This is a genomic window from Microbacterium lacus, assembly GCF_044794305.1.
Taxonomy (GTDB): domain Bacteria; phylum Actinomycetota; class Actinomycetes; order Actinomycetales; family Microbacteriaceae; genus Microbacterium; species Microbacterium lacus_B.
Map to the genome: position 1 here is coordinate 2,389,276 of NZ_CP084996.1, position 20,245 is coordinate 2,409,520.

Consider the following 20,245-nt stretch of genomic DNA (forward strand, 5'->3'; position numbering starts at 1 on the left):
TCTCGCCGAAGAGAGTTTGAAGGTCATGGCGAGCCTCGTTAGCCTGGTCGATGGCCTTCGGGCCGGAAAAGACCAGTCCGCGACTGCGCGGCGACGACTTCGATTCGGAGTTGCCCATGCAGGCGTATGGTCGACGGTTTGGGCGACAGACCCGATGTGTGTCGCCGCTGCAGGGGGTGCGGTCTCTCCGAATGTGATGGAGATCGCCCGCTGCCGGATGACCGTCACCCGGGCGTAACCGGTGCGGCCTTCACAGGCTGCCGAGGTGATGCACGTGAGTACCGCACCCGCTGTTGAAGCGACGAATGTGTTCAAAGTCTTCGGGCGCAACCCGAAGGAAGCCGTCCGCCGGCTGAGAGAAGGCGCGAGCCGTGCCGACGTGGCAAGCAGCGGCACCGCCGCTGTCATCGATGCCAGCTTCTCGGTCGCGCCCGGTGAGATCTTCGTGATCATGGGCCTCTCCGGCTCGGGCAAGTCGACGATCATCCGCATGCTGAACGGCCTCTTCGAGGCATCCGCCGGATCGATCACCGTGCAGGGTGAGTCGGTCACCGACACGACGCCTACGAAGCTCCGCGAACTGCGACGCGATCGCATCTCGATGGTGTTCCAGCACTTCGCGTTGCTGCCGCACCGCTCGGTCGCCGACAACGTCGCGTATCCGCTCGAACTGCGCGGTGTCGGCAAGAGCGAACGGCGCGCGAAGGCCGATGAGATCCTCGCGCTCGTGGGTCTCGAAGGCTGGGGTGACAAGCTTCCGTCCGCCCTGTCGGGGGGCATGCAGCAGCGCGTCGGCATCGCCCGTGCGCTCGCCGCAGACCCCGATGTACTCCTGATGGACGAAGCATTCAGTGCGCTCGACCCGCTGATTCGCCGCGAGATGCAGGAGCAGCTGCTCGAGCTCCAGCAGAAACTGCAGAAGACGATTGTCTTCATCACCCACGACCTCAACGAGGCGATGTTCCTCGGTGACCGGATCGCGGTCATGCGCGACGGTCGTATCGTGCAGATCGGCACGCCCGAAGACATCCTCACCGACCCAGCGAACGACTATGTCGAGCAGTTCGTGCAGGACGTCGACCGTGCTCGCGTGCTCACCGCCGCAAACGTCATGGAGCGCCCGCGCCCGGTCGTGACCGAGACGGCGGGACCACGAACGGCGTTGCGCGAGATGCGCGACGCCTACATGTCCGCCGCCTACGTCGTGAGCAGGGACCGCAAGCTTTTGGGCGTCGTGAGCGACCGCGACGCCATCAAGCTCGTCCGCAAGGGCGAGACCTCTATCAGCGCGATCATCGGGCGTGTGCCGCAGAGCGTCGACGAGAACGAGATCCTGATGAACCTCTTCGTCCCGTCGGTCGAGTCGCCCGTGCCGCTGGCGGTGGTGGATGCTGAAGGCCACCTCACCGGTGTCATCCCGCGCGTGACCCTGCTTGCAGCGCTCGGCCCGGGCCCCGGAGCAACGGGCGAGATCAGCCTGCCGATGCAGCCGCTGCCGGCGAACGAAATCGATGCCGCGCTGGGAGGCGCAGCGCACGGCGAAGCATCCGCCACCCACCCCGAGGAGGTGCGCTGATGGACGGTTTCCGCATTCCGATCGGAGAATGGGTCGAGACCGGAGTCGACTGGCTTCGCGACAATCTCGGCGCGCTCTTCGACTTCATCACCGTCACCGTACGGTGGCTGGTCGAAGGGCTGACCGACGTCCTCGTCGCGACACCGATACCCGTGTTGATCGCGATCTTCGCGCTCATCGGCTGGCTGTTGCGGTCATGGCGGATGGCGGCAGGAACCGCACTAGCGTTCTTGCTGATCGTCGCGATGGACCTGTGGGTGCCGACCCTGCAGACGCTTTCGCTCGTCATCATCGCGACGCTCGTCGCCCTGCTGATCGCGATTCCGCTCGGGATCTGGTCTGCCCGCAACGACACCGTGCGCGCGATTCTCAAACCGGTGCTGGACTTCATGCAGACGATGCCCGGCTTCGTCTACCTGATCCCGGCGATCACGTTCTTCAGCATCGGCGTCGTCCCCGGCGTCGTGGCCACCGTGATCTTCGCGTTGCCCCCGGGCGTGCGTTTGACTGAGCTCGGCATCCGCGGCGTCGACTCCGAAACGGTCGAGGCCGGGCAGGCTTTCGGTGCGACACCGCGCCAGATCCTCCGCGGCATCCAGCTTCCGCTCGCGATGCCGACGATCATGGCCGGTGTCAACCAGGTCATCATGCTCGCACTGTCGATGGCTGTGCTCGCCGGCATCGTCGGGGCCGACGGCCTGGGCAAGATCGTCGTGCAATCGGTCTCGTCGGCACGGCTGGCGATCGGTGTCGAGGCGGGCCTGGCCGTCGTGGTCATCGCCGTGTACCTCGACCGCGTGACCGCGGCACTGGGAAACCCGGCCGACTACCGTTCGTCGTTGCTGGGCGTCATGGCGCGGCGACGAGCGGCGCAGAAGGCCGCAATACTCGACGCCTCGGGCGGCGACGACGACACAGACATCCAAGAACAGGCGCGCGTGGAGGCAGCTTCATCGCGCCGAGGGCCGACACTGCTCGGCTGAACGCACCTGCGCTCACCCGAGAGCGCTGCGTGCGACACCAAGAGAACACACGCAACGAACGATTTATACGTAAAGGAAGAGACACATGAACAAGCGAAACCTCACCGGAATGATCGGCCTCGGAGCCGTCGCCACCCTTGCCCTCGCCGGTTGCACGGGTGCCGGCGACAACGGTGACGAGACCGGCAGCGAGAACCCTGCGCCCGCAGAGTGCGACACGATCACACTCGGCTTCCTCCCCTCGTGGACGGACGGCCTGAGCACGGCGTACCTGCTGGAGAACCAGCTCGAGAAGCTCGGCTACACCGTCGAGATGGAGACGCTGACCGAAGCGGGCCCGCTATACACCGGACTCGCGCAGGGTGACGTAGACATCTATCCGTCGGCCTGGCCCGAGCTCACCCACGCGCAGTACATGGAGGAGTTCGGCGACAGCATCGAAGACCTCGGCGCGTACTACGACAACGCCAAGCTCACCATCGCTGTGCCCAGCTACGTCGACATCGACTCGATCGAAGACCTCGCAGGCAATGCCGACCGCTTCGAGGGACGCGTCGTCGGCATCGAGCCCGGCGCGGGCCTGACGGCACAGACGCAAGACACGATGATGCCCGAGTACGGCATCGACGGGGAGTACTCGCTGGTCACCTCATCGACCGCAGCTATGCTCACCGAGCTCGAGAACGCGATCGCCGCGCAAGAAGACATCGTGGTGACGCTGTGGCGTCCGTTCTGGGCGAACGACGCGTTCGACATCAAGGACCTCGAGGACCCGCTGGGTGCGATGGGCGAGCCCGAGGCCCTGCACTTCCTCGGTACCGATGGCTTCTCGGAGCGCTGCGGTGATGCGGCCGACCTGATCGCCGGAATCCAGCTGGACGACGAGCAGTACGGCTCGCTCGAAGACCTCGTGGTCAACGAGTACGGCGAGGGTCGCGAGGCCGAAGCCATCGAGGCTTGGCTCGCAGAGAACCCCGACGCGTTCGACACCATCATCACCAACTGACGACACCTGTCAGTACAGGGCGGGATCCGGCATTCGCGGGGTCTCGCCCTTCGTCGTCAGAGGTGCGGCTTGGGATGGATGACGCGTCCCGTGCCCGTATCGGTCGCCCGGGAGGGAACGGGCCAGGGCGCGGGGGATGGCGATGGTTCGCGCGCAGCGGGCTGAGCCGGCGGGGTCGGAAGAGGCGTCTGAGGCATTGTCGAGGGCGTATCGGCGGAGGCGTCAGCATCCGCCGTCTGCACTTTGCCCGTGCCGAGCTCCAGCGCAACCTTGCCTTCGAGAACGACGATCGCTTCGTCTGAAATCGACAGCAGTCCGTCGAGCTCTTCGCGCACGCGACGGTACGCCAGCTGGCGCTCGGCGGGAGTGGCGGCCTGATCGATTGCGATCGTGAGCAACTGCTTGGCGGTGTCGAGGCGTTTGCGCTCGACCTCGCTGAACGACGAGTCCTTGAGCCGACGCGCGTCTCGCTCGGCGACATCGAAGGCGACCTCGAAATCGGCGACCGCGTTTCGGTACTCGGTGAGCTGCTCGCGCGAGAGGCGAGCCTTCGGTGAAGCCGGGCGCAGACCGTCGGCGATGCGCTTTGCTCGGAGGAACGCGGCCGTTAGCGCTTGACGGCCATCGCTCATCGCGGGGTACGCGATGAGCTTCGCGACATCGAGCTCGTAGTCCAGCCAGCGCGCGCTCACGGCATCGTGCGACTGCATCAGACGTTCAAGTTGCGAGGCGGAACTCCCGGTTGCCGAGGGCGCTTTCGGCGCGGCACCGTCGGTCGTCGGCTGCGCGAGCGGCACCGGCGACGCTCGTCCCCGCGCGGCTGCTTCGGCGGACTTCAGCTCGGCCTTGGCGTGGATGACTTCGATGCGGCGCTTGTGCCTGCGTCGGGCCCCCCGCTCCCAGGCGCTACCGAGTCCGCCCATCACCCCCATGACAGGGAAGATGAGCCACCAGAAGTTACCTAGGAAGGTGAAGAACGGCTCCACCCTGCCATGCTAACGGCCGCGTGCGAACGTGACGCAGGTGGTCAGGGATCTCCTAGGCCGCGCCTACGGCTTCGCGGTCCGCGAGGGGACGGGCCACACGTCGTCGCGCCGCGGCGGTGCGGGCGGCGCCTGTTGCGCGGGTGCCTGTTGTGCGGTCGCCTCCGGTGCGGGCGGCTGCCGGGCGAATCCGCTGAGATCGGGTTCGGGCAACCCCGTCGCGCGCGCGATCTGTCGCGCCACTTCGCGCCACGACAGCCCGGCGACACTCTGCCGTGTGGCGTTCGTGGCGTCAGCCTCGGCGACGTTGAACGCGGCCTCCATCTGGGCGACGGCGTCCCGATAGGTGGAGTAGGCCTCGGGAGTCAGGCGCGCGAGCGATGAGGTGGGGCGCAGCTGTTGCGCGTCGCGCTGTGCGCGCAGAAACGCATAGGTAGACGGATGCTTTGAGTCGAGCATCTGCGGAAAAGACAGAGCCTTCGCGGCATCCGTCTCGTACTCCAGCCAACGCGCGGTCACCGCGTCATGGCGTGCGAGAACCTGCTCGAGGGGGAGTGGGGCGTCCCGGCCGGTGGCGCGGTAGCGGAACAGAGCCGCGCGGACGCGATCGCGCTGCGCTCGCAGGCGCAGAGCCGCGCCCCGCTCGGCCTGCTTCGTCGCATGTAGCATGCGACGAGCCTCGGCCAGCGCGAAGCTTGCTCCCGGGTCACGCCGAGCCTTCGCGGTGAGGACGTTCGCGCGGGCATCACGCGAGTCGATGCGCGCGGTCTGCAATGCAAGGTACGCGGTGCGCTGCTCGTGCCGAGCGGCGTCGAGCTCGAGCCTGCGCGCTCGACGCCTGCCGGAAGTCATTGCGCTGTACCCCACGGCGCCCGCACCGGCCACGGCCGGGGCGACCCACCACCACGCGCCGAGAAAAATGAGCACCGGCTCCACCCTGTCATGCTAACCGCCGGGGGTGGTTGGTGTCCTGGACATCGGCTGGGACTCCGGTTGTGAGAACGGTGTAGGTCAGCCGAAAAGTAGGGCGAGCACAGTCGCGCCGCCACCAACGAGCACGAGGGCGGCGATAGTCACCCAGGCGATGACCTTCATGCGCTTCTGGCGCGCTTCGCCGTAGGTGCCGTACTCGTCGTCGCTCTGGGTCATGGGTTGAGTCTAATCGGCGTCAGCGCGTCGATTCACTCCGAAACGGTTGCGCCGAAAGCGGCCGGGAGGGTGCCCTGCGACAAGTCGCGCAGCTCAGCCAGCGGAACCGTGAACAGGTCTTGCACTTCGAGCGCCGCCTCGTCACCGTCCGCGGCGGGGTCGGTCACGCCGATGCGCAGCACCGGATAGCCCCGACCTTCGCACAGCCCGCGGAATTTCACGTCATCCTCGCGCGGCACGGTCACGATGACACGGCCGGTGGACTCGGAGAAGAGGGCGGTCGCGGCATCGACTCCATCGCGCTCCATGATCTCGCGCAGCCAGACGCGCGCGCCGACGCCGAAGCGCATGACGCCCTCGGCGAGGGTCTGTGCGAGACCGCCACTGGACAGGTCGTGGGCCGAAGAGACGAGCGACTGCTGGCCGGCGGCGTGGAGCAGCTCGGCGAGCTTGCGCTCTTGGCCGAGGTCGACCGCCGGCGGGCGACCACCGAGGTGACCGTGGATCGTGCCGGCCCACTGCGAGCCGCTGAGTTCGGTCGAGGTGACTCCGAGCAGGTAGATGTTCTCGCCCGCGTCCTGCCAACCGGACGGGATGCGGCGCGCAACATCATCGATGATTCCGAGCACACCCACGACAGGAGTCGGGAAGATCGGCACATCGCCGGTCTGGTTGTAGAAGCTGACGTTGCCGCCGGTGACGGGAATGCCCAGTTCGAGGCATCCGTCACTCAATCCTTCCACCGCCTGCGAGAACTGCCACATGACCTCGGGGTTCTCCGGGCTTCCGAAGTTCAGGCAATCCGTGACCGCGGTGGGGACAGCGCCGGTGACAGCGACGTTGCGGTACGCCTCAGCGAGGGCGAGTTTGGCGCCCTCGTATGGGTCGAGCTGGCAGAACCGGCCGTTGCAGTCGGTCGCGATGGCAAAACCCAGGCCCGAGCTCTCGTCGACGCGGATCATGCCGGCGTCATCGGGGAAGGCGAGAGCCGTGTTGCCGAGCACGTAGTAGTCGTACTGGTTCGTCACCCAGGCGGTGTCGGCGAGGTTCGGGCTCGCGACCAGCTGGAGGAACTGGCGGCGCAGGGTGTCGGCATCATCCGAGCGGTCGAGGGCGCTCGCCGAGTCGTCGCGCAGGGCGTCGATCCAGGTCGGGTACGCCACAGGGCGCTCGTAGACCGGCCCGTCGACGGCGACCGTCGAGGGGTCGACGTTGACGATCTCTTCGCCGTGCCAGAAGATCTGCAGGCGTCCGTCGCCGGTGACTTCGCCCAGCACGCTGGTCTCGACATCCCACTTGCCGACGACCTCGAGAAACGCGTCGAGCTTCTCGGGCGCGACGATCGCCATCATGCGCTCCTGGCTCTCGCTCATCAGGATCTCTTCGGGCGTCAGCGTCGGGTCGCGCAGCAGCACGTTCTCAAGGTCGACGCGCATGCCCGATCCGCCGTTCGCGGCGAGCTCGCTGGTCGCGCACGAGATGCCGGCGGCACCGAGGTCTTGGATCGCCTCGACGAGGTCACCCTGGTACAACTCGAGGCAGCACTCGATGAGCACCTTCTCGGCGAACGGGTCACCCACTTGCACGGCCGGTCGCTTGGTGGGCCCGGTGGAATCGAACGAGTCGGAGGCGAGAATGGATGCTCCGCCGATGCCGTCACCGCCGGTACGGGCGCCGAACAGCACGACCTTGTTGCCGGCGCCGGTCGCGTTGGCGAGCTTGATGTCTTCGTGGCGCATCACACCGACCGCGAGCGCGTTGACGAGCGGGTTGCCCTGGTAGACCGCGTCGAACACGGTCTCACCGCCGATGTTGGGCAGGCCCAGGCAGTTGCCATAGAACGAGATACCGCTCGTGACGCCGTGCACGACGCGGGCGGTGTCGGGGTCATCGATCGCGCCGAAGCGCAGCTGGTCCATGATCGCGACCGGGCGCGCACCCATCGAGATGATGTCGCGGACGATACCGCCGACGCCGGTCGCGGCGCCCTGGAACGGCTCGATGAAGCTCGGGTGGTTGTGCGACTCGACCTTGAAGGTGACCGCCCAGCCTTCGCCGATGTCGACCACGCCGGCGTTCTGGCCCATGCCGACCATCAGTCGGGTCTTCATTTCGTCGCTGACCTTCTGGCCGAACTGGCGCAGGTAGATCTTGCTCGACTTGTAGGAGCAGTGCTCTGACCACATCACCGAGTACATCGCGAGCTCGCCGCTCGTGGGCCTGCGGCCGAGGATCGTCTTGATCTGTGCGTACTCGTCGGGCTTGAGACCGAGCGCTCCGTACGGCTGCTCTTTCTCAGGAGTGCTTTCGGCGTTCGCGACAGTGTCAGCCAGGGATTTCGGGGAAGCGGTCACTCGGCTCAACTCCATAATTCGGGGACGCCGGACCGCTCAAGTCTAGTTCGGCCGAAGCATCCCGCTGTGACTGTCACCCACCGCCGTTGAGTGTCCAAAAAACGCCGTCCGGCACGGGAGCCAGGCGGCGTGTCTTGGACACTCAACAGGAGGATCGAGTGGTCAGGCCTTGCGGAATTGCGCGATCATGTGGCAATCGAAAGGGTCGCGGGCAGCGAGTCCGACCTTGTTGAGGTACGCGATGACGATGGCGTACGACTCGATGAGGCCGGTCTCGGTGTACTTCACGTTCAGCGTCTCGCACTGGTCGATGACGACCTCGCGAGCCTTGGCCAGCGCCGGGCGCGGCATGCTCGGGAAGAGGTGGTGCTCGACCTGGTAGTTCAGGCCACCCATGAGGGCGCTGGCCCACCAGCCACCGCGGATGTTGCGCGAGGTGTAAACCTGCTTCGAGAAGAAGTCGAGCTTGGCGTCAGCCGCGATGATCGGCATGCCCTTGTGGTTCGGCGCGAAGGCCGCCCCCATGTAGACACCGAAGACAGCGAGCTGAACACCGAGGAACGCGAACGCCATGCCGACCGGCAAGAACATGAACAGCGCCGTCAGCAGGAGCGCGAAGCGCACTGTGATGAGGGCCAGTTCTTGCCAGCGGGCCTTGACCTCGCCGCGCGAGAACAGATGCTTCAGGCCGAGGACGTGGAGGTTCAAGCCCTCGAGAGTGAGCAGGGGGAAGAACAGCCAGCCCTGACGGCGGGTGATGAAGCTCATGACACCACTGACCTTCGCGGCATCCGCTTCGAGGAAGCGAATGGTGTCGACCTCGATGTCGGGGTCTTTGCCCACGCGGTTCGGGTTGCCGTGGTGGCGGGTGTGCTTGGTGGTCCACCACGAGAAGCTGATGCCGACGATGCCGGCGGCGAGGATTCGCGCAAGGCGGTCGCTCGCGGGACCCGTGGTGAGGATCTGGCGGTGGCCGGCCTCGTGAGCGAGGAACGCGAACTGCGTCAGCACGATGCCGAGGCCCGCGGCGATGAGCAACTGGAACCAGCTGTCGCCGAGCAGGATGAACCCGGTGATCAGGCCGCCGAGGGCGAGCAAGAGCACGAGCGCGACGGCGCCGTAAAACCAGTAGCTGCGCTTCAGAAGGCCCATCTCGCGAACGACCTGCGAGACCTCGGTGTAGGCCTTGGTCAGGTTCGGATACGAGTCCGTGCCGGCGTAGGTCTGGCGGATCGGGCCCAGGGTCGCGGAGGGAGCCGCGGTGGCTGCCTGTGACGACGTGGGGGCCTGTGAAGACGTGGGAGCAAGGATGGCGATGATCGCACCTGCTTCGGTTTCGGGTGTCGGCCGGGCCGACGCGGAGCCACAGGCTGATGCCGATCGCTGTGGCCCACACTACGGCGGTCCATATGACCCCAGGGGAATGCGGGGGAGGTTGCCGGGGAGTTCCCAGCGGATGCGCGGGTGTACGAACGGGCTCTTGACACCGGGCTGAAGCATCCGTAATCTACAACCAAATGGTTGCACAACGGGAGCTCAGTGATGAACAGATCGATCGCGTCTTTCAGGCGCTCGCGGCCTCGACCCGGCGCGACATCCTGCGCCGGACGATCGAGGGTGAGCTTTCTGTGTCCGTCCTTGCCCGCGACTACGACATGTCGTTCGCCGCAGTGCAGAAGCACGTCTCAGTCCTCGAGGCAGCAGGACTCATCATCAAACGCGCCGAAGGCCGCGAGCGGCTCGTCCGGGCGGACCCAGCCATGATCGCCCGCGCCCGTGCCCTGCTCGCCCGGTACGAAGACCTCTGGCGCGCACGCATCTCACGCCTCGACGACCTGCTGGCCGAGGCATCCGGCTCATCCCCAACCTCCACCACCACCGATCCACCCAAGAAACAAGGAGAGTGACATGCCCGTCACCGACGTCACCACAGACCCCGAAGCGCTCACCATGACGCTCACCGCGGAGTTCGCCGCGCCGGTCGAACGTGTCTGGGACGCGTTCACCACCCCGCAGCAGCTCGAGCGGTTCTGGGGCCCGCCCGGATGGCCCGCGCGGTTCACCGAGTTCGACCTCAGCGTGGGAGGCCGGGCCCAGTACCGCATGACCAGCCCGCAGGGCGAGACCTCGGCGGGGCGTTGGGAGTTTCTCGCGATTGACGCCCCGCATCGCTTCGAGGTGCTCGACGCATTCGCGAACGACGACGGCGACGTGCTCGAAGGCATGCCCACGATGCGCATGACCTTCGCCTTCGATGCGACCGACGCTGGCACGCGCATGACGAGCGTGACGTACTTCGCGACGCTCGACGCGCTCGAGCAGATCATCGAGTTCGGCGCGATCGAGGGCTCGACCGCAGCGATGAACCAGCTCGATCGTGTGCTCGAGGGCCTCCGTGCCTACGGGCAGGGCAAGGGCACCCAGACCGAACTGCTCGACGACACCCACGTGCGCATCACGCGGCTCATCGAGGGTCCGCGCGATCTCGTGTGGCGTGCCCACACCGAGCCCGAGCTGATGAAGCAGTGGCTGCTCGGGCCGGATGGCTGGATCATGAGCGTGTGCGAGATCGACCAGACGCCCGGCGGCGCGTACCGCTACGAATGGGAGCCCGTGGGCGACACCGAGGGCCAGGCCTTCGGGTTCGACGGGGTGACCCTGGTCTCTGAGGCCCCGCGCCGGGCGGTCACGACCGAGCACATGACGGGCACCGACTTTCCGTCGACGCTGAACGACCTCTCGCTCGACGAGGAGGACGGCGCCACCCTCATCACCCTCCTCATCGAGTACCCCGACAAAGAGACGCGCGACATGGTGCTCGCCACCGGCATGACCGACGGTATGGAGACCAGCTACGCCCGCCTCGAGTCCACGCTCGTGGGGGTCTGAGGCAACCGTCAAAGTTCCGGGACGAAAGGGCCCTCGCGCGGCGCACACACGCGCACAGTGCCCATCCGTCCCGGAACTTTGACGACCACGCGACCGTATTCTTGATCCCGTGGACTTCTCCCTGGAATTTACCCCCGACACCATCGCGGTCTTCGTGACGCTCTTCGTGCTCGAGATCGTCCTCGGCGTCGACAACGTCATCTTCATCTCGATCCTCGCCAGCAAGCTCCCGAAAGAGCAGCAGGCCAAGGCCCGCAACCTGGGGCTGACGCTCGCGATGCTGATCCGCGTGATCTTGGTGTTCTTCGCCGGCTGGATCATCACGCTGAAGGAAGACATCTTCTTCATCGGTGAGATGGGCTTCTCGTGGAAAGACGTCATCCTGATCGCCGGGGGTCTGTTCCTCGTTTACAAGGCCGTCACCGAGATCCATCACAAACTCGAGGGCGCCGAAGAAGACCACGGCTCGGGTAAGAAGCTCGCAACCGTCACCTTCGCGTCGGTGATCACGCAGATTCTGCTTCTCGACATCGTCTTCTCGCTCGACTCGGTCATCACCGCGGTCGGCATGACCGAGAACCTCGTGATCATCATCACGGTGGTCGTGCTCTCGTTCGGAATCATGCTGTTCGCCGCCCGCTTCATCTTCACGTTCGTGAACAAGCACCCCACGGTGAAGATGCTGGCGCTGTCGTTCCTCATGCTGATCGGTGTGTTCCTGATCGCCGAGGGCTTCGGCATCACCATCGACAAGGCGCTCATCTACGCACCGATGGCGTTCGCGATTCTCGTCGAGACGCTCAACCTCACCTACTCGGCCCGCAAGGCAAAGCGCGAGCAGAAGCGTCTGCAGGCGGTCCAGCTGCGTCCTCGCTACGTCGACGTCGACGAGTCGGTCGCCGTGCACTCGGCACTGACCGGCGCCGAGAGCGGCGGTTCGGTCGGTCTGTCACGGCGTCCCGTGGCGGGTGACGGGGCGGATGCTGAACCCGGCGAGCGCGCCGGCCTGGGCTGATCGCCTCGGCTACCCGAGGCAGCGCCCGCCCGTCAGGCCTTGTCGTCGGTCGTTCCGAAGAGTTCGCTGCCGTGGGTGCTGATGGCCTCGAATGCCTCGCCATAGGTCGTCGGGGCCTTGCCGCCCGGGTTGAAACGGGCCAGAAGCAGGCCCATCAGGCCCCGCGCGGGCGCGGTCAGGGGCCGGTTCTTGTGGGTGCTGGCGGCGGCCGCCGGCGACTCTTCGGGGTTCTTCGCGACGTAGAGCGCCTTCGGCTTCGGCCAGGTGTACGGCTGGCGCGGTTGGGTGAGGTTCACCGCGTTGAAGACGGGATTGGCGGTCTGGTCGCGCGAGGTCAGCGGGGCAAGCCCGTGTTGGCGGCACAGGGTGTTGATGACGGAGCCGTGGTGCATCTCGTCGTGGATGACCGTTCCTGAGGCGGTGTAGGCGCTGACGACGATCGCGGGCACCCGGAGCCCGAGTCGGTCGAAGTTGAAGCCCATCTCACCAGCACCACTGCGGTCGGGCGGGGTCGCCGCGGGCGGAGCGACGTGGTCGTAGATTCCGCCGTGCTCGTCGAAGGTGATCACCAGGGCAGTGTTCATGGCGTTCGAGCCCCGGGCCGAGCGGCCGGTTCGCACTGCGTCGTAGACGCGCTGGGCGAGCGCGTCGCCGGCGCGCACGTCAGAGAGCGCGCTGTTGTAGATGGGCACCGTCTCGCCGTCGATCTCGACGTCGGACTCCCTCAGGTGACCCCACGGCGGATGCATGTCGTTGTGGTTGAACACCATGCGCGGCTCGATGAACGAGTACGCCGGAAGGTTGCCCTGCGCAGCATCCTTCTCGAACTGGACCATGTCGCGGAAGTTCGATTTCCAGTACCGCTGCAGCACCGGAGCGTGCATCATTCCGGTCAGCGACACCAACTGCGAGCGGTCGTAATAGACGCGCCAGGGGATGCCCGCCTCTTCGAGCCGATTGAAGATCGTTGGCGTTGCGGGCCCGTTGATCCACTTGCCGTAGCTGTCGCCCCCGTGGTTGGTGACGTAGCCGTTCGAGGTCGACGCGTGAAAGAAGTGGCGGTTCGTATACGTCTGCGACGGCACCGCGGCGAACCAGCGGTCGTACACGGCGAACTCGCGCGCCAAGGTCGACAGCACCGGGAGCATGTCAGGGCTGAAGCCTCCCATCGCCACTCGATACTCGTCGAAGGTCGGTTTGCGGCCTTTCTCGTTGCGGAAGTTGATGATGTAGTCGGTGATGAACCCGGAATTGTCGGGTACGGCGCCGACCGGCGGGGTGTTGAACGGAGGCTGCAGGCCGTTCCTGCGCAGATCGGCGTTTCCTGGCGGATCCACCGTGCCAAACAGCTGAGTGTTGACGTGCGGGTAGTACTCGCCGGGGTCGGGCTGCGGCGACTGCATGATCTGGTCGGTCGAGCCCTCGTAGATATAGGTCGGCACGACCGTGCCGTCGGGGGCGGTGTTCGAGTAAGCGCCCTGCGCAAGGCCGTCGAACTGCTCCTTGGTCTTCTCATCGGCCGAGTACAGGTGGCCGAGCACGTTGTCGAAGCTGCGGTTCTCGAACATGAGCACCACGATGTGGTCGAAGCCGGGAGCCGTGCGAGTGGGCAGAGGTTCGAACTCGGGAGGATGCGCGGTCGCGGCGGCGGTCACCGCGGCACCCGCAGCTCCGCCGATGGCGACGCCCGCACCCAGTACTCCGGCGCGGCGAAGGAAGTCTCGACGCGAGCTGTCGCGCGCGGATTCCGAGTTCTTCGTTGTCATGCCGACCCCCCTGGCAGTGCTCGAATCCTACCGGCGCGGGTGACGGGGTCGGCCCGCCGATAGGGTCTACCCATGGCCGAACCCCTCCGCTTCGACCGCAACGCCCGTTACGGCGCAGCCCTCGTCGGCACACTCTTCGCGACCTACCTCTGTGTGTCGACCGACTTCAGCGCGTTCGTGCAGGCCGCGAACTACGCCGGCACCCTCGGCACCGATCAGCCGCTGGTCGACCTCTTCGAGTACCTGCTCATGCTGGGGCTGTTCGTGGTGTCGTTCAGCATCGCGCCGACGACGGCCGGGCGACGCCTGGGCGCGGTGACGCTCGCGGCGGTTGTGCTGCTGCTCTGGGCGGCCGTGGGGATTGAGCGCGGTGTCGGCAACATCGTCGACCCGATCGAGTTCTGGACCTTCGTCACGGGTCAGGGGTTCATTGCTCTGGTGGTCGGCCTGGGAGGCTGGCTGATCGTGCGGGAGAGGCATCCGCTCGCCTTCATCGTTCTTCTCTTCGCGGTCGTTCCTCCGATCGTGAGCCGCATGATCGTGGATGCCTCGTGGACCAGCGGTTCGTACGTCCTGGTGCTCGAGGGCGTGGTGATCGCGCTCGGGATCGGCGGTGCGTGGCTCGCGGCCTTCATCGACCGCTGGGCGCGCACGCGCTCCTCGGCCTCCTAGCTCCGCTCCAACCGTCCCGGTACTCAGTGTTGCTTTCTACCGGTACCTAGTGTTACCTTCTACTGGTAGTCAATAACACCGAGTAGTGCGGAGAGCGCATGGGCAAGCAGAGCACAGAGATGCTCAAGGGAGTACTCGAGGGCATCGTGCTGGCGATCCTCGCCGGCCGCGCGGCGTACGGCTACGAGATCACGTCGGATCTTCGGGATCGGGGTTTCGCGGACATCGCCGAGGGCACGATCTATGCGCTCCTGGTGCGCATCGAGCTGCGCGGGCTCGTCGACGTCGAAAAGGTGCCGTCGGAGAAAGGCCCGCCGCGCAAGGTCTACTCACTCAACGCCGCAGGGCGTGACTACCTCGAAGAGTTCTGGAAGACGTGGGGCTTCCTGAAACGACAACTGGATCAGCTCCACGAAGGAGGACAGTGATCATGGCTGCAAAATGGATCGAGCTGCTCACCGGCTCGCTCGAGCAGAAGAAGCAGTACAAGCAGGCCGTCGCACGGATGGACGCGCTGCCCGAGCCCTACCGCACCACGGCCAAGGCTTACCAGCGGTACTTCATGTACTACGGCGGAACGGTCGACGCCGACGACCTCGTCAGGATGTGGAGCGACTTTGCCGACCTGTGGGATCGCGCGGCCGCCGACGGCACATCGGTGCAGGCGATCGTGGGCGATGACCCGGTGGGTTTCGGCGAAGAGTTCGTGCAGGCCTACGCGAGTAGGCAGTGGATCGACAAGGAGCGCGCACGCCTGAACTCAGCGATCGCTGACGCCATCGAGAGGTCGGGGCAATGAGCGTGGCCGAAGCATCCGCCATTTCTGTCAAGGGGCTCGAGAAGTCGTTCAAGGACATTCATGTCCTCCGCGGGGTCGACTTCGACGTCGCGCGCGGCAGCATCTTCGCCCTTCTCGGATCGAACGGCGCGGGCAAGACGACCGTCGTGCGCATTCTTTCGACGTTGTCGAAGGCGGATGCCGGAACCGTCACGGTCGCGGGGTTCGATGTCGAGACCCGCCCGGCAGAGGTACGAGAGGCGATCAGTCTCACGGGCCAGTTCACGGCGGTCGATGAGGTGCTCACCGGACGCGAGAACCTGGTGCTCGTCGCTCGTCTGCGCCACTTGCCCCGTCCGGGGGCGATCGCCGATGCGCTGCTCGCGAAGTTCTCGCTGACCGATGCGGGGGCTCGCAAGACGGCCACCTACTCCGGCGGCATGCGGCGCCGACTCGACATCGCGATGAGTCTGGTGGGCGAACCGCGCGTGATCTTTCTCGACGAACCGACAACGGGGCTCGACCCCGAGGGGCGCCTCGAAGTGTGGCGCACCATCGAACAGCTCGCCGCCACCGGCACCACGGTCCTGCTGACCACTCAATACCTCGACGAGGCCGAGCACCTCGCCGATCGCATCGCGATCCTGCACGAAGGCCGCATCATCGCGAACGACACGCTCGACGGGCTCAAGAAGCTCCTGCCTCCCGCGAAGGTCGAGTACGTCGAGAAGCAGCCGACGCTCGAAGAGGTCTTCCTCGCCATCATCGGGTCGGATGCCGCGGCCCGCCCCTCTGGAGGAACACCGTCATGACCATTCACACCGTCGGCGACACCGCCGTCCTCACCGGGCGGTCGTTGCGCCACATCCTGCGCAGCCCCGACACGATCGTCACGACGGCCCTCATGCCGATCGCGATCATGGTGCTCTTCGTCTACGTCTTCGGGGGCGCGGTCGATACGGGCACCGAGTCTTACGTCGAGTATCTGCTCCCCGGCATCCTGCTCATCACGATCGCCTCAGGCGTGGCCTATACCGCCTACCGCCTGTTTCTCGACCTGAGCGGCGGAATCGTCGAGCGGTTCCAGTCAATGCCGATCGCGCGATCAAGCGTGCTGTGGGCGCACGTACTCACCTCGCTCGTGGCGAATGTCGCCTCCTTGGTCGTCGTGGTCGGCGTGGCGCTCATCATGGGGTTTCGCTCGGGTGCCTCGGTGCTGGAGTGGCTGGCGATCGCCGGGATTCTGATTCTCTTCACTCTCGCGGTGACCTGGATAGCCGTGATCGCAGGGCTCTCAGCAAAGTCCGTCGACGGGGCGAGTGCGTTCTCGTACGCGCTGATCTTTCTGCCGTTCCTGAGTTCTGCCTTCGTGCCGACGGAGACGATGCCCGGGCCGGTGCGCTGGTTCGCCGAGAACCAGCCGGTGACCTCGATCGTCGACTCGATGCGCGCCCTGCTCAGCGGTCAGCCTGTCGGTGGCGAGCTGTGGGTTGCGCTCGCGTGGTGTGGAGGCATCCTGATCGTCGCCTACGTGATCGCGACCACGCTCTATCGACGCCGCGTCGGTTGAGCAGTTCTGCGTGGTCGGCTGCGCGCGGAGCGTGCGTCGGAGGTGCGTCGTAGGGTCAAGGGGTGGCTAGCCTCGACGACCTGCGGCGCACCGCCGACGAGCTCCCGGGCAGCGAAGAGCGCGCAATGACCGGCGGCGCCGCGTGGTTCGTGCGCGGCAAGCTCTACGCGTGGGAGGTACATCCCTGGCCGAGCATTCCGGCCGACGTCCGCGCCATTGTGGCGAGCGAGTTGGTCGTCGGCGTGAAGATCGCCGATCGAATGGATGCTGTCGCCCTCGCCGAGATGCACCCCGAGGTGTTCCTGCGGACGACGACCGCGTGGAACGAGCCGAAGGTCGCATTCCGCATGGCCGGCATCGACCTCGAGCACTTGGCCGAGCTCGTCACCGAGGCATGGCGCACTCAAGCGCCGAAGTACCTGCGACGCGAGTTCGACGGGGAGTGATTCTTGCCGGCGGTCAGGCCCGGGCGAGGGCGTCTTCGAGGGCGACCCAGGCGAGCATCGCGCACTTGACCCGGGCAACGTACTTCGAGACACCCGAGAGCGCGGTCGCGTCGAGGTAGATGTCCTCGTCGAGGATGATCTCGCCGCGGGAGCGAAGTGCGGTGCGAAAACCATCGATGAGGGCGGATGCTTCGGCCCGAGGCATCCCCTCGACAAGCTCCGTCAGCATGGACGCTGACGCCTGCGAGATCGAGCAGCCCGACCCTTCCCACGTGACATCGCGGATCACTCCGCCGTCGTCGGTGATCCGCACGCGGAGCGTCACGTCGTCACCGCAGATCGGGTTGTGCTGGTGGGAGGTCGCGGTGCGACCCTCTTCGGTGGCCAACTCCTTGCCGCGCGGCCGCTTCGAGTGATCGAGCAACAGCTCTTGGTACAGCCCCTCGAGACCGCTCATGCGCCTGCTCCCGTCACACCGGTCACTCCGAAGAACGGGCGGACGCCCGACAGCGCATCGAGGAAGACGTCGACGTCGTCGTCGGTGGTGAACACCGAGCTGGAGGCGCGGACGGACGCCGTGAGACCGAAGCGCGCGTGCAGCGGCTTGGCGCAGTGGTGCCCGACGCGCACGGCGACACCGCGGTCGTCGAGGAACTGTCCGACATCGTGCGCATGCACGCCATCCACGTCGAAGGCGGCGAGTCCGACCCGGTCGACGCCGACAGCGTCACCGAGGATGCGAACACCTTCGACCTCGCGGAGCCCCTCGATGAGACGACGCTCGATCACACGCTCGCGGGCGTGGACGGCATCCATTCCGTGCGCGTCCAAGTAGCGCGCGGCGGCGGCGAGGCCGATCGCCTGTGACACAGGCTGGGTGCCGGCTTCGAACTTCTGCGGCGCGGGAAGGAACCCGGCTTCGTCGAGGGTCACCGTCGTGACCATCGAGCCACCCGTCAGGAACGGCGGCAACGCGTCGAGCACCTCGGAACGGCCGAGAAGCCCGCCGATTCCGTAGGGACCGAGCATCTTGTGGCCGGAGAATGCGGCGAGGTCGACGCCGAGCGCGTCGAAGTCGAACGGCAGGTGCGGCACCGACTGGCACGCATCCAGCACGGTCAGCGCCCCCACCGACTTTGCGAGGGCGGCGATCTCGGCGACCGGGTTCACGATCCCGAGCACGTTCGAGACGTGCGTGAAGGCGACGACACGGGTGCGTTCGCCGATGACGGATGCCGCAGCATCCATGTCGATCGTTCCGTCGACGCGCACCGGGATGTGCTTCACAACGGCACCAGTACGTGCCGCGAGCTCCTGCCAGGGAATCAGGTTCGCGTGGTGCTCGCTCTCGGTGACGACGAGCTCATCGCCGGGCGCGAGTGCGAAGCGCGTGCTCGTCGGGGCGCCGCGGCCGAGGGTCGCGTTGCCGATCGCGTACGCCACGAGGTTGAGGGCGAACGTCGCGCCGCTCGTCCAGACGAGCTGCTCGGGGCGGGCGCCGAGAAACCCTGAGACCGTCGCCCGGGCACCTTCGAATAGCTCGGTCGCCTCGCCGGCAAGCGTGTGCGCCCCGCGATGGACGGCCGAGTTCGCGCGAGTGAGGAAGTCGATCTCGGCGTCGAGCACAGCTTGCGGTTTCTGGCTCGTCGCGCCGGAGTCGAGGTACACCAGCGGCTGGCCGTGAACGGTCTGCTGCAGGATCGGAAAGTCCGCGCGGATCGCCGTCGAGTCGAGGGCCCTCGCGGGTGCTTCAGGAGCGGTGGAGCTCATCCCTCCAGGCTACGCCGGTTCGCTGACTCTGGCCCAAGAACTCCCGAGCGGCCACGACCAGCGCATCCACACCCCGGTCGAGCGTCGGCTGCAACACCGGCGCGAAGAACGGCGAGTGGTTGGTCGGAATATCGCGGTCGAGGGTGCCGGCTTCCTTCGCGGCGGCGAAGGCGGCAGCATCCACCCCTCCCCAGAACCAGAAGACCAGGGGTGCTCCCGAGTCGCGCGCGAACCACGACACGTCTTCCGACCCGGTGAACATGCCCGGGTCGATGACCGTGCCGGCACCGAACGCGGTTTCGAATGCAGCGGTCAGGCGTTCCGTCGCCTTTGCGTCGTTGATCGTCGGCGGGAGCGAGTGGTCGACGGTGATGACGGGTGGGTCTTCGGCTCCGGATGCTTGGGCCTCTGCCCGCACGATGCGTTCAACCTTCTCGATCACACGGGCGCGGGCCTCGTCATCGGGGTAGCGGAGGCTGAGTTCCAGCTTCGCCTCGGCGGGGATGATGTTGTTCTTCAAGCCCGCGTGGATCGACCCCACCGTGACGACGGCGACATCGCGGGGGTCGACCTCACGCGAGACGATCGTCTGCAGGCGCATGACGGTGGCGGCGGCCATGACGACCGGGTCGATCGTGGCGTGCGGGCGCGACCCGTGGCCACCGCGACCGTGCAGCGTGACCGTGAGGCCGTCGGATGCTGCCATCTGCGTGCCGCTGCGCACGCCGATGACTCCAGCGGGGAGCGGGGTGACGTGCTGGCCGAGCACGATGTCCGGCTTCGGGAACCGGTCGAGCACGCCGTCGGCGATCATCGCCTGCGAGCCGGCGCCGTACTCTTCGGCAGGCTGGAAGATGGCGACGATGGTGCCCGACCACTCATCCTTGGTGGCGACCAGGCGCTCGAGGGCCCCGAGCAGGGCGGTCACGTGCATGTCGTGGCCGCACGCGTGCATCACCGGCACATCGAGCCCCGAGGGGTCGGTGCCGCGCACGGTGCTGGCGTAGTCCAGGCCGGTGCGCTCTTCGACCGGGAGACCGTCCATGTCTGCGCGCAACCAGATGACCGGACCCTCGCCGTTTACGATCTTCGCAGCGAGGCCGGTCTTGCCGATGCCCTCTTCACACTCGATGCCGAGCGCGGTGAGATGGCTCGCGATGATCCCGGCCGTTCGAGTCTCTTGGAACGACAGCTCCGGGTGCCGGTGCAGATCGATGTAGAGCGCTTCGAGGTCGAGAGTCATGGGGTCGAGCCTACCCGCGGGGTGTGTGGGGTCGCTCGGGCGCGA

The 20,245-nt window shown here is 66.4% G+C and carries 21 protein-coding genes; 12 read left to right on the plus strand and 9 right to left on the minus strand.

What is annotated here, in order from left to right; all coding sequences use genetic code 11:
• The first annotated feature begins 268 nt into the window (after positions 1-268).
• The 3 genes from LG299_RS11415 to LG299_RS11425 all read left to right on the plus strand — a co-directional run bounded on the left by LG299_RS11415 (position 269) and on the right by LG299_RS11425 (position 3,565).
• Complete coding sequence (locus LG299_RS11415) at positions 269-1,576, plus strand: glycine betaine/L-proline ABC transporter ATP-binding protein (RefSeq protein WP_404434868.1); 1,308 nt, start codon at positions 269-271, stop codon at positions 1,574-1,576.
• The gene (locus LG299_RS11420; protein ID WP_404430291.1) at positions 1,576-2,559 is read left to right on the plus strand and encodes an ABC transporter permease; all 984 of its coding nucleotides are present in this window, start codon (positions 1,576-1,578) and stop codon (positions 2,557-2,559) included. Before LG299_RS11415 ends, LG299_RS11420 begins: the two co-directional genes overlap by 1 nt.
• An 85-nt stretch (positions 2,560-2,644) precedes the next feature.
• A complete protein-coding gene (locus LG299_RS11425) occupies positions 2,645-3,565 on the plus strand; it encodes a glycine betaine ABC transporter substrate-binding protein (RefSeq protein ID WP_404430293.1) in 921 nt (306 codons plus the stop codon).
• A gap of 56 nt (positions 3,566-3,621) precedes the next feature.
• Here the strand turns inward: LG299_RS11425 and LG299_RS11430 are convergent, their stop codons facing one another.
• From LG299_RS11430 to LG299_RS11450, 5 genes are all read right to left on the minus strand, one after another.
• Positions 3,622-4,551: a hypothetical protein gene (locus tag LG299_RS11430; RefSeq protein ID WP_404430295.1), complete on the minus strand. Its 930-nt coding sequence runs from the start codon at positions 4,549-4,551 to the stop codon at positions 3,622-3,624.
• Positions 4,552-4,614: 63 nt separating this feature from the next.
• Positions 4,615-5,484, minus strand: coding sequence for a hypothetical protein (locus tag LG299_RS11435; RefSeq protein WP_404430297.1), 870 nt, complete (start codon positions 5,482-5,484; stop codon positions 4,615-4,617).
• A gap of 75 nt (positions 5,485-5,559) precedes the next feature.
• Positions 5,560-5,697, minus strand: coding sequence for a hypothetical protein (locus LG299_RS11440; protein ID WP_404430299.1), 138 nt, complete (start codon positions 5,695-5,697; stop codon positions 5,560-5,562).
• Positions 5,698-5,729: 32 nt separating this feature from the next.
• Complete coding sequence (gene purL / locus LG299_RS11445) at positions 5,730-8,066, minus strand: phosphoribosylformylglycinamidine synthase subunit PurL (RefSeq protein WP_404430301.1); 2,337 nt, start codon at positions 8,064-8,066, stop codon at positions 5,730-5,732.
• A gap of 147 nt (positions 8,067-8,213) precedes the next feature.
• On the minus strand, positions 8,214-9,203 hold the full coding sequence (locus LG299_RS11450; RefSeq protein WP_404430303.1) for a fatty acid desaturase family protein: 990 nt from the start codon (positions 9,201-9,203) through the stop codon (positions 8,214-8,216).
• A 365-nt stretch (positions 9,204-9,568) separates the two neighbouring features.
• Here LG299_RS11450 and LG299_RS11455 point away from each other — a divergent pair, with 365 nt between their 5' ends.
• The 3 genes from LG299_RS11455 to LG299_RS11465 all read left to right on the plus strand — a co-directional run bounded on the left by LG299_RS11455 (position 9,569) and on the right by LG299_RS11465 (position 11,955).
• Positions 9,569-9,958 (plus strand): ArsR/SmtB family transcription factor, encoded by a 390-nt coding sequence (locus LG299_RS11455; RefSeq protein ID WP_404430305.1) that lies wholly within the window; start codon positions 9,569-9,571, stop codon positions 9,956-9,958.
• Position 9,959: 1 nt separating this feature from the next.
• The gene (locus LG299_RS11460) at positions 9,960-10,940 is read left to right on the plus strand and encodes an SRPBCC domain-containing protein (RefSeq protein WP_404430307.1); all 981 of its coding nucleotides are present in this window, start codon (positions 9,960-9,962) and stop codon (positions 10,938-10,940) included.
• Positions 10,941-11,049: 109 nt separating this feature from the next.
• Positions 11,050-11,955 carry a TerC family protein gene (locus tag LG299_RS11465; RefSeq protein ID WP_404430309.1) on the plus strand — a complete coding sequence of 302 codons (906 nt, stop codon included), beginning with the start codon at positions 11,050-11,052 and terminating at the stop codon, positions 11,953-11,955.
• Between the two features lie 32 nt (positions 11,956-11,987).
• Here the strand turns inward: LG299_RS11465 and LG299_RS11470 are convergent, their stop codons facing one another.
• A complete protein-coding gene (locus tag LG299_RS11470) occupies positions 11,988-13,721 on the minus strand; it encodes an alkaline phosphatase family protein (RefSeq protein ID WP_404430311.1) in 1,734 nt (577 codons plus the stop codon).
• Between the two features lie 72 nt (positions 13,722-13,793).
• Here LG299_RS11470 and LG299_RS11475 point away from each other — a divergent pair, with 72 nt between their 5' ends.
• The 6 genes from LG299_RS11475 (at position 13,794) to LG299_RS11500 (ending at position 17,187) form a co-directional block, all read left to right on the plus strand.
• Positions 13,794-14,393 (plus strand): hypothetical protein, encoded by a 600-nt coding sequence (locus tag LG299_RS11475; protein ID WP_404430313.1) that lies wholly within the window; start codon positions 13,794-13,796, stop codon positions 14,391-14,393.
• Positions 14,394-14,491: 98 nt separating this feature from the next.
• Positions 14,492-14,821 (plus strand): PadR family transcriptional regulator, encoded by a 330-nt coding sequence (locus tag LG299_RS11480; protein WP_404430315.1) that lies wholly within the window; start codon positions 14,492-14,494, stop codon positions 14,819-14,821.
• A gap of 2 nt (positions 14,822-14,823) precedes the next feature.
• Positions 14,824-15,192, plus strand: coding sequence for a DUF1048 domain-containing protein (locus LG299_RS11485; protein ID WP_404430317.1), 369 nt, complete (start codon positions 14,824-14,826; stop codon positions 15,190-15,192).
• A complete protein-coding gene (locus LG299_RS11490) occupies positions 15,189-15,983 on the plus strand; it encodes an ABC transporter ATP-binding protein (RefSeq protein WP_404430319.1) in 795 nt (264 codons plus the stop codon). The genes LG299_RS11485 and LG299_RS11490 overlap by 4 nt, the downstream gene beginning before the upstream one ends.
• Positions 15,980-16,741 (plus strand): ABC transporter permease, encoded by a 762-nt coding sequence (locus LG299_RS11495; RefSeq protein WP_404430321.1) that lies wholly within the window; start codon positions 15,980-15,982, stop codon positions 16,739-16,741. Before LG299_RS11490 ends, LG299_RS11495 begins: the two co-directional genes overlap by 4 nt.
• Before the next feature lie 62 nt (positions 16,742-16,803).
• A complete protein-coding gene (locus tag LG299_RS11500) occupies positions 16,804-17,187 on the plus strand; it encodes a hypothetical protein (RefSeq protein WP_404430323.1) in 384 nt (127 codons plus the stop codon).
• 13 nt (positions 17,188-17,200) lie between these two features.
• Here the strand turns inward: LG299_RS11500 and sufU are convergent, their stop codons facing one another.
• From sufU to LG299_RS11515, 3 genes are read right to left on the minus strand one after another with little or no spacing between them, the layout of a single operon-like run.
• Positions 17,201-17,644, minus strand: a complete 444-nt coding sequence (sufU, locus tag LG299_RS11505) for a Fe-S cluster assembly sulfur transfer protein SufU (RefSeq protein WP_404430325.1) — start codon at positions 17,642-17,644, stop codon at positions 17,201-17,203.
• Positions 17,641-18,957, minus strand: a complete 1,317-nt coding sequence (locus tag LG299_RS11510) for an aminotransferase class V-fold PLP-dependent enzyme (RefSeq protein WP_404430327.1) — start codon at positions 18,955-18,957, stop codon at positions 17,641-17,643. The genes sufU and LG299_RS11510 overlap by 4 nt, the downstream gene beginning before the upstream one ends.
• Positions 18,938-20,200, minus strand: coding sequence for an amidohydrolase (locus LG299_RS11515; RefSeq protein ID WP_404430329.1), 1,263 nt, complete (start codon positions 20,198-20,200; stop codon positions 18,938-18,940). The genes LG299_RS11510 and LG299_RS11515 overlap by 20 nt, the downstream gene beginning before the upstream one ends.
• Positions 20,201-20,245 lie beyond the last annotated feature (45 nt).

Bases quoted from the DNA above. Each gene is read 5' to 3' on its own strand.
- LG299_RS11485 (WP_404430317.1), top strand. From the start codon at position 14,824: ATGGCTGCAAAATGGATCGAGCTGCTCACCGGCTCGCTCGAGCAGAAG.
- LG299_RS11450 (WP_404430303.1), bottom strand. From the start codon at position 9,203: ATGGGCCTTCTGAAGCGCAGCTACTGGTTTTACGGCGCCGTCGCGCTC.
- LG299_RS11510 (WP_404430327.1), bottom strand. From the start codon at position 18,957: ATGAGCTCCACCGCTCCTGAAGCACCCGCGAGGGCCCTCGACTCGACG.
- LG299_RS11475 (WP_404430313.1), top strand. From the start codon at position 13,794: ATGGCCGAACCCCTCCGCTTCGACCGCAACGCCCGTTACGGCGCAGCC.
- LG299_RS11470 (WP_404430311.1), bottom strand. From the start codon at position 13,721: ATGACAACGAAGAACTCGGAATCCGCGCGCGACAGCTCGCGTCGAGAC.
- sufU (WP_404430325.1), bottom strand. From the start codon at position 17,644: ATGAGCGGTCTCGAGGGGCTGTACCAAGAGCTGTTGCTCGATCACTCG.
- LG299_RS11490 (WP_404430319.1), top strand. From the start codon at position 15,189: ATGAGCGTGGCCGAAGCATCCGCCATTTCTGTCAAGGGGCTCGAGAAG.
- LG299_RS11425 (WP_404430293.1), top strand. From the start codon at position 2,645: ATGAACAAGCGAAACCTCACCGGAATGATCGGCCTCGGAGCCGTCGCC.
- LG299_RS11440 (WP_404430299.1), bottom strand. From the start codon at position 5,697: ATGACCCAGAGCGACGACGAGTACGGCACCTACGGCGAAGCGCGCCAG.
- LG299_RS11420 (WP_404430291.1), top strand. From the start codon at position 1,576: ATGGACGGTTTCCGCATTCCGATCGGAGAATGGGTCGAGACCGGAGTC.
- LG299_RS11415 (WP_404434868.1), top strand. From the start codon at position 269: ATGCACGTGAGTACCGCACCCGCTGTTGAAGCGACGAATGTGTTCAAA.
- purL (WP_404430301.1), bottom strand. From the start codon at position 8,066: ATGGAGTTGAGCCGAGTGACCGCTTCCCCGAAATCCCTGGCTGACACT.
- LG299_RS11480 (WP_404430315.1), top strand. From the start codon at position 14,492: ATGGGCAAGCAGAGCACAGAGATGCTCAAGGGAGTACTCGAGGGCATC.
- LG299_RS11455 (WP_404430305.1), top strand. From the start codon at position 9,569: ATGGTTGCACAACGGGAGCTCAGTGATGAACAGATCGATCGCGTCTTT.
- LG299_RS11495 (WP_404430321.1), top strand. From the start codon at position 15,980: ATGACCATTCACACCGTCGGCGACACCGCCGTCCTCACCGGGCGGTCG.
- LG299_RS11515 (WP_404430329.1), bottom strand. From the start codon at position 20,200: ATGACTCTCGACCTCGAAGCGCTCTACATCGATCTGCACCGGCACCCG.
- LG299_RS11460 (WP_404430307.1), top strand. From the start codon at position 9,960: ATGCCCGTCACCGACGTCACCACAGACCCCGAAGCGCTCACCATGACG.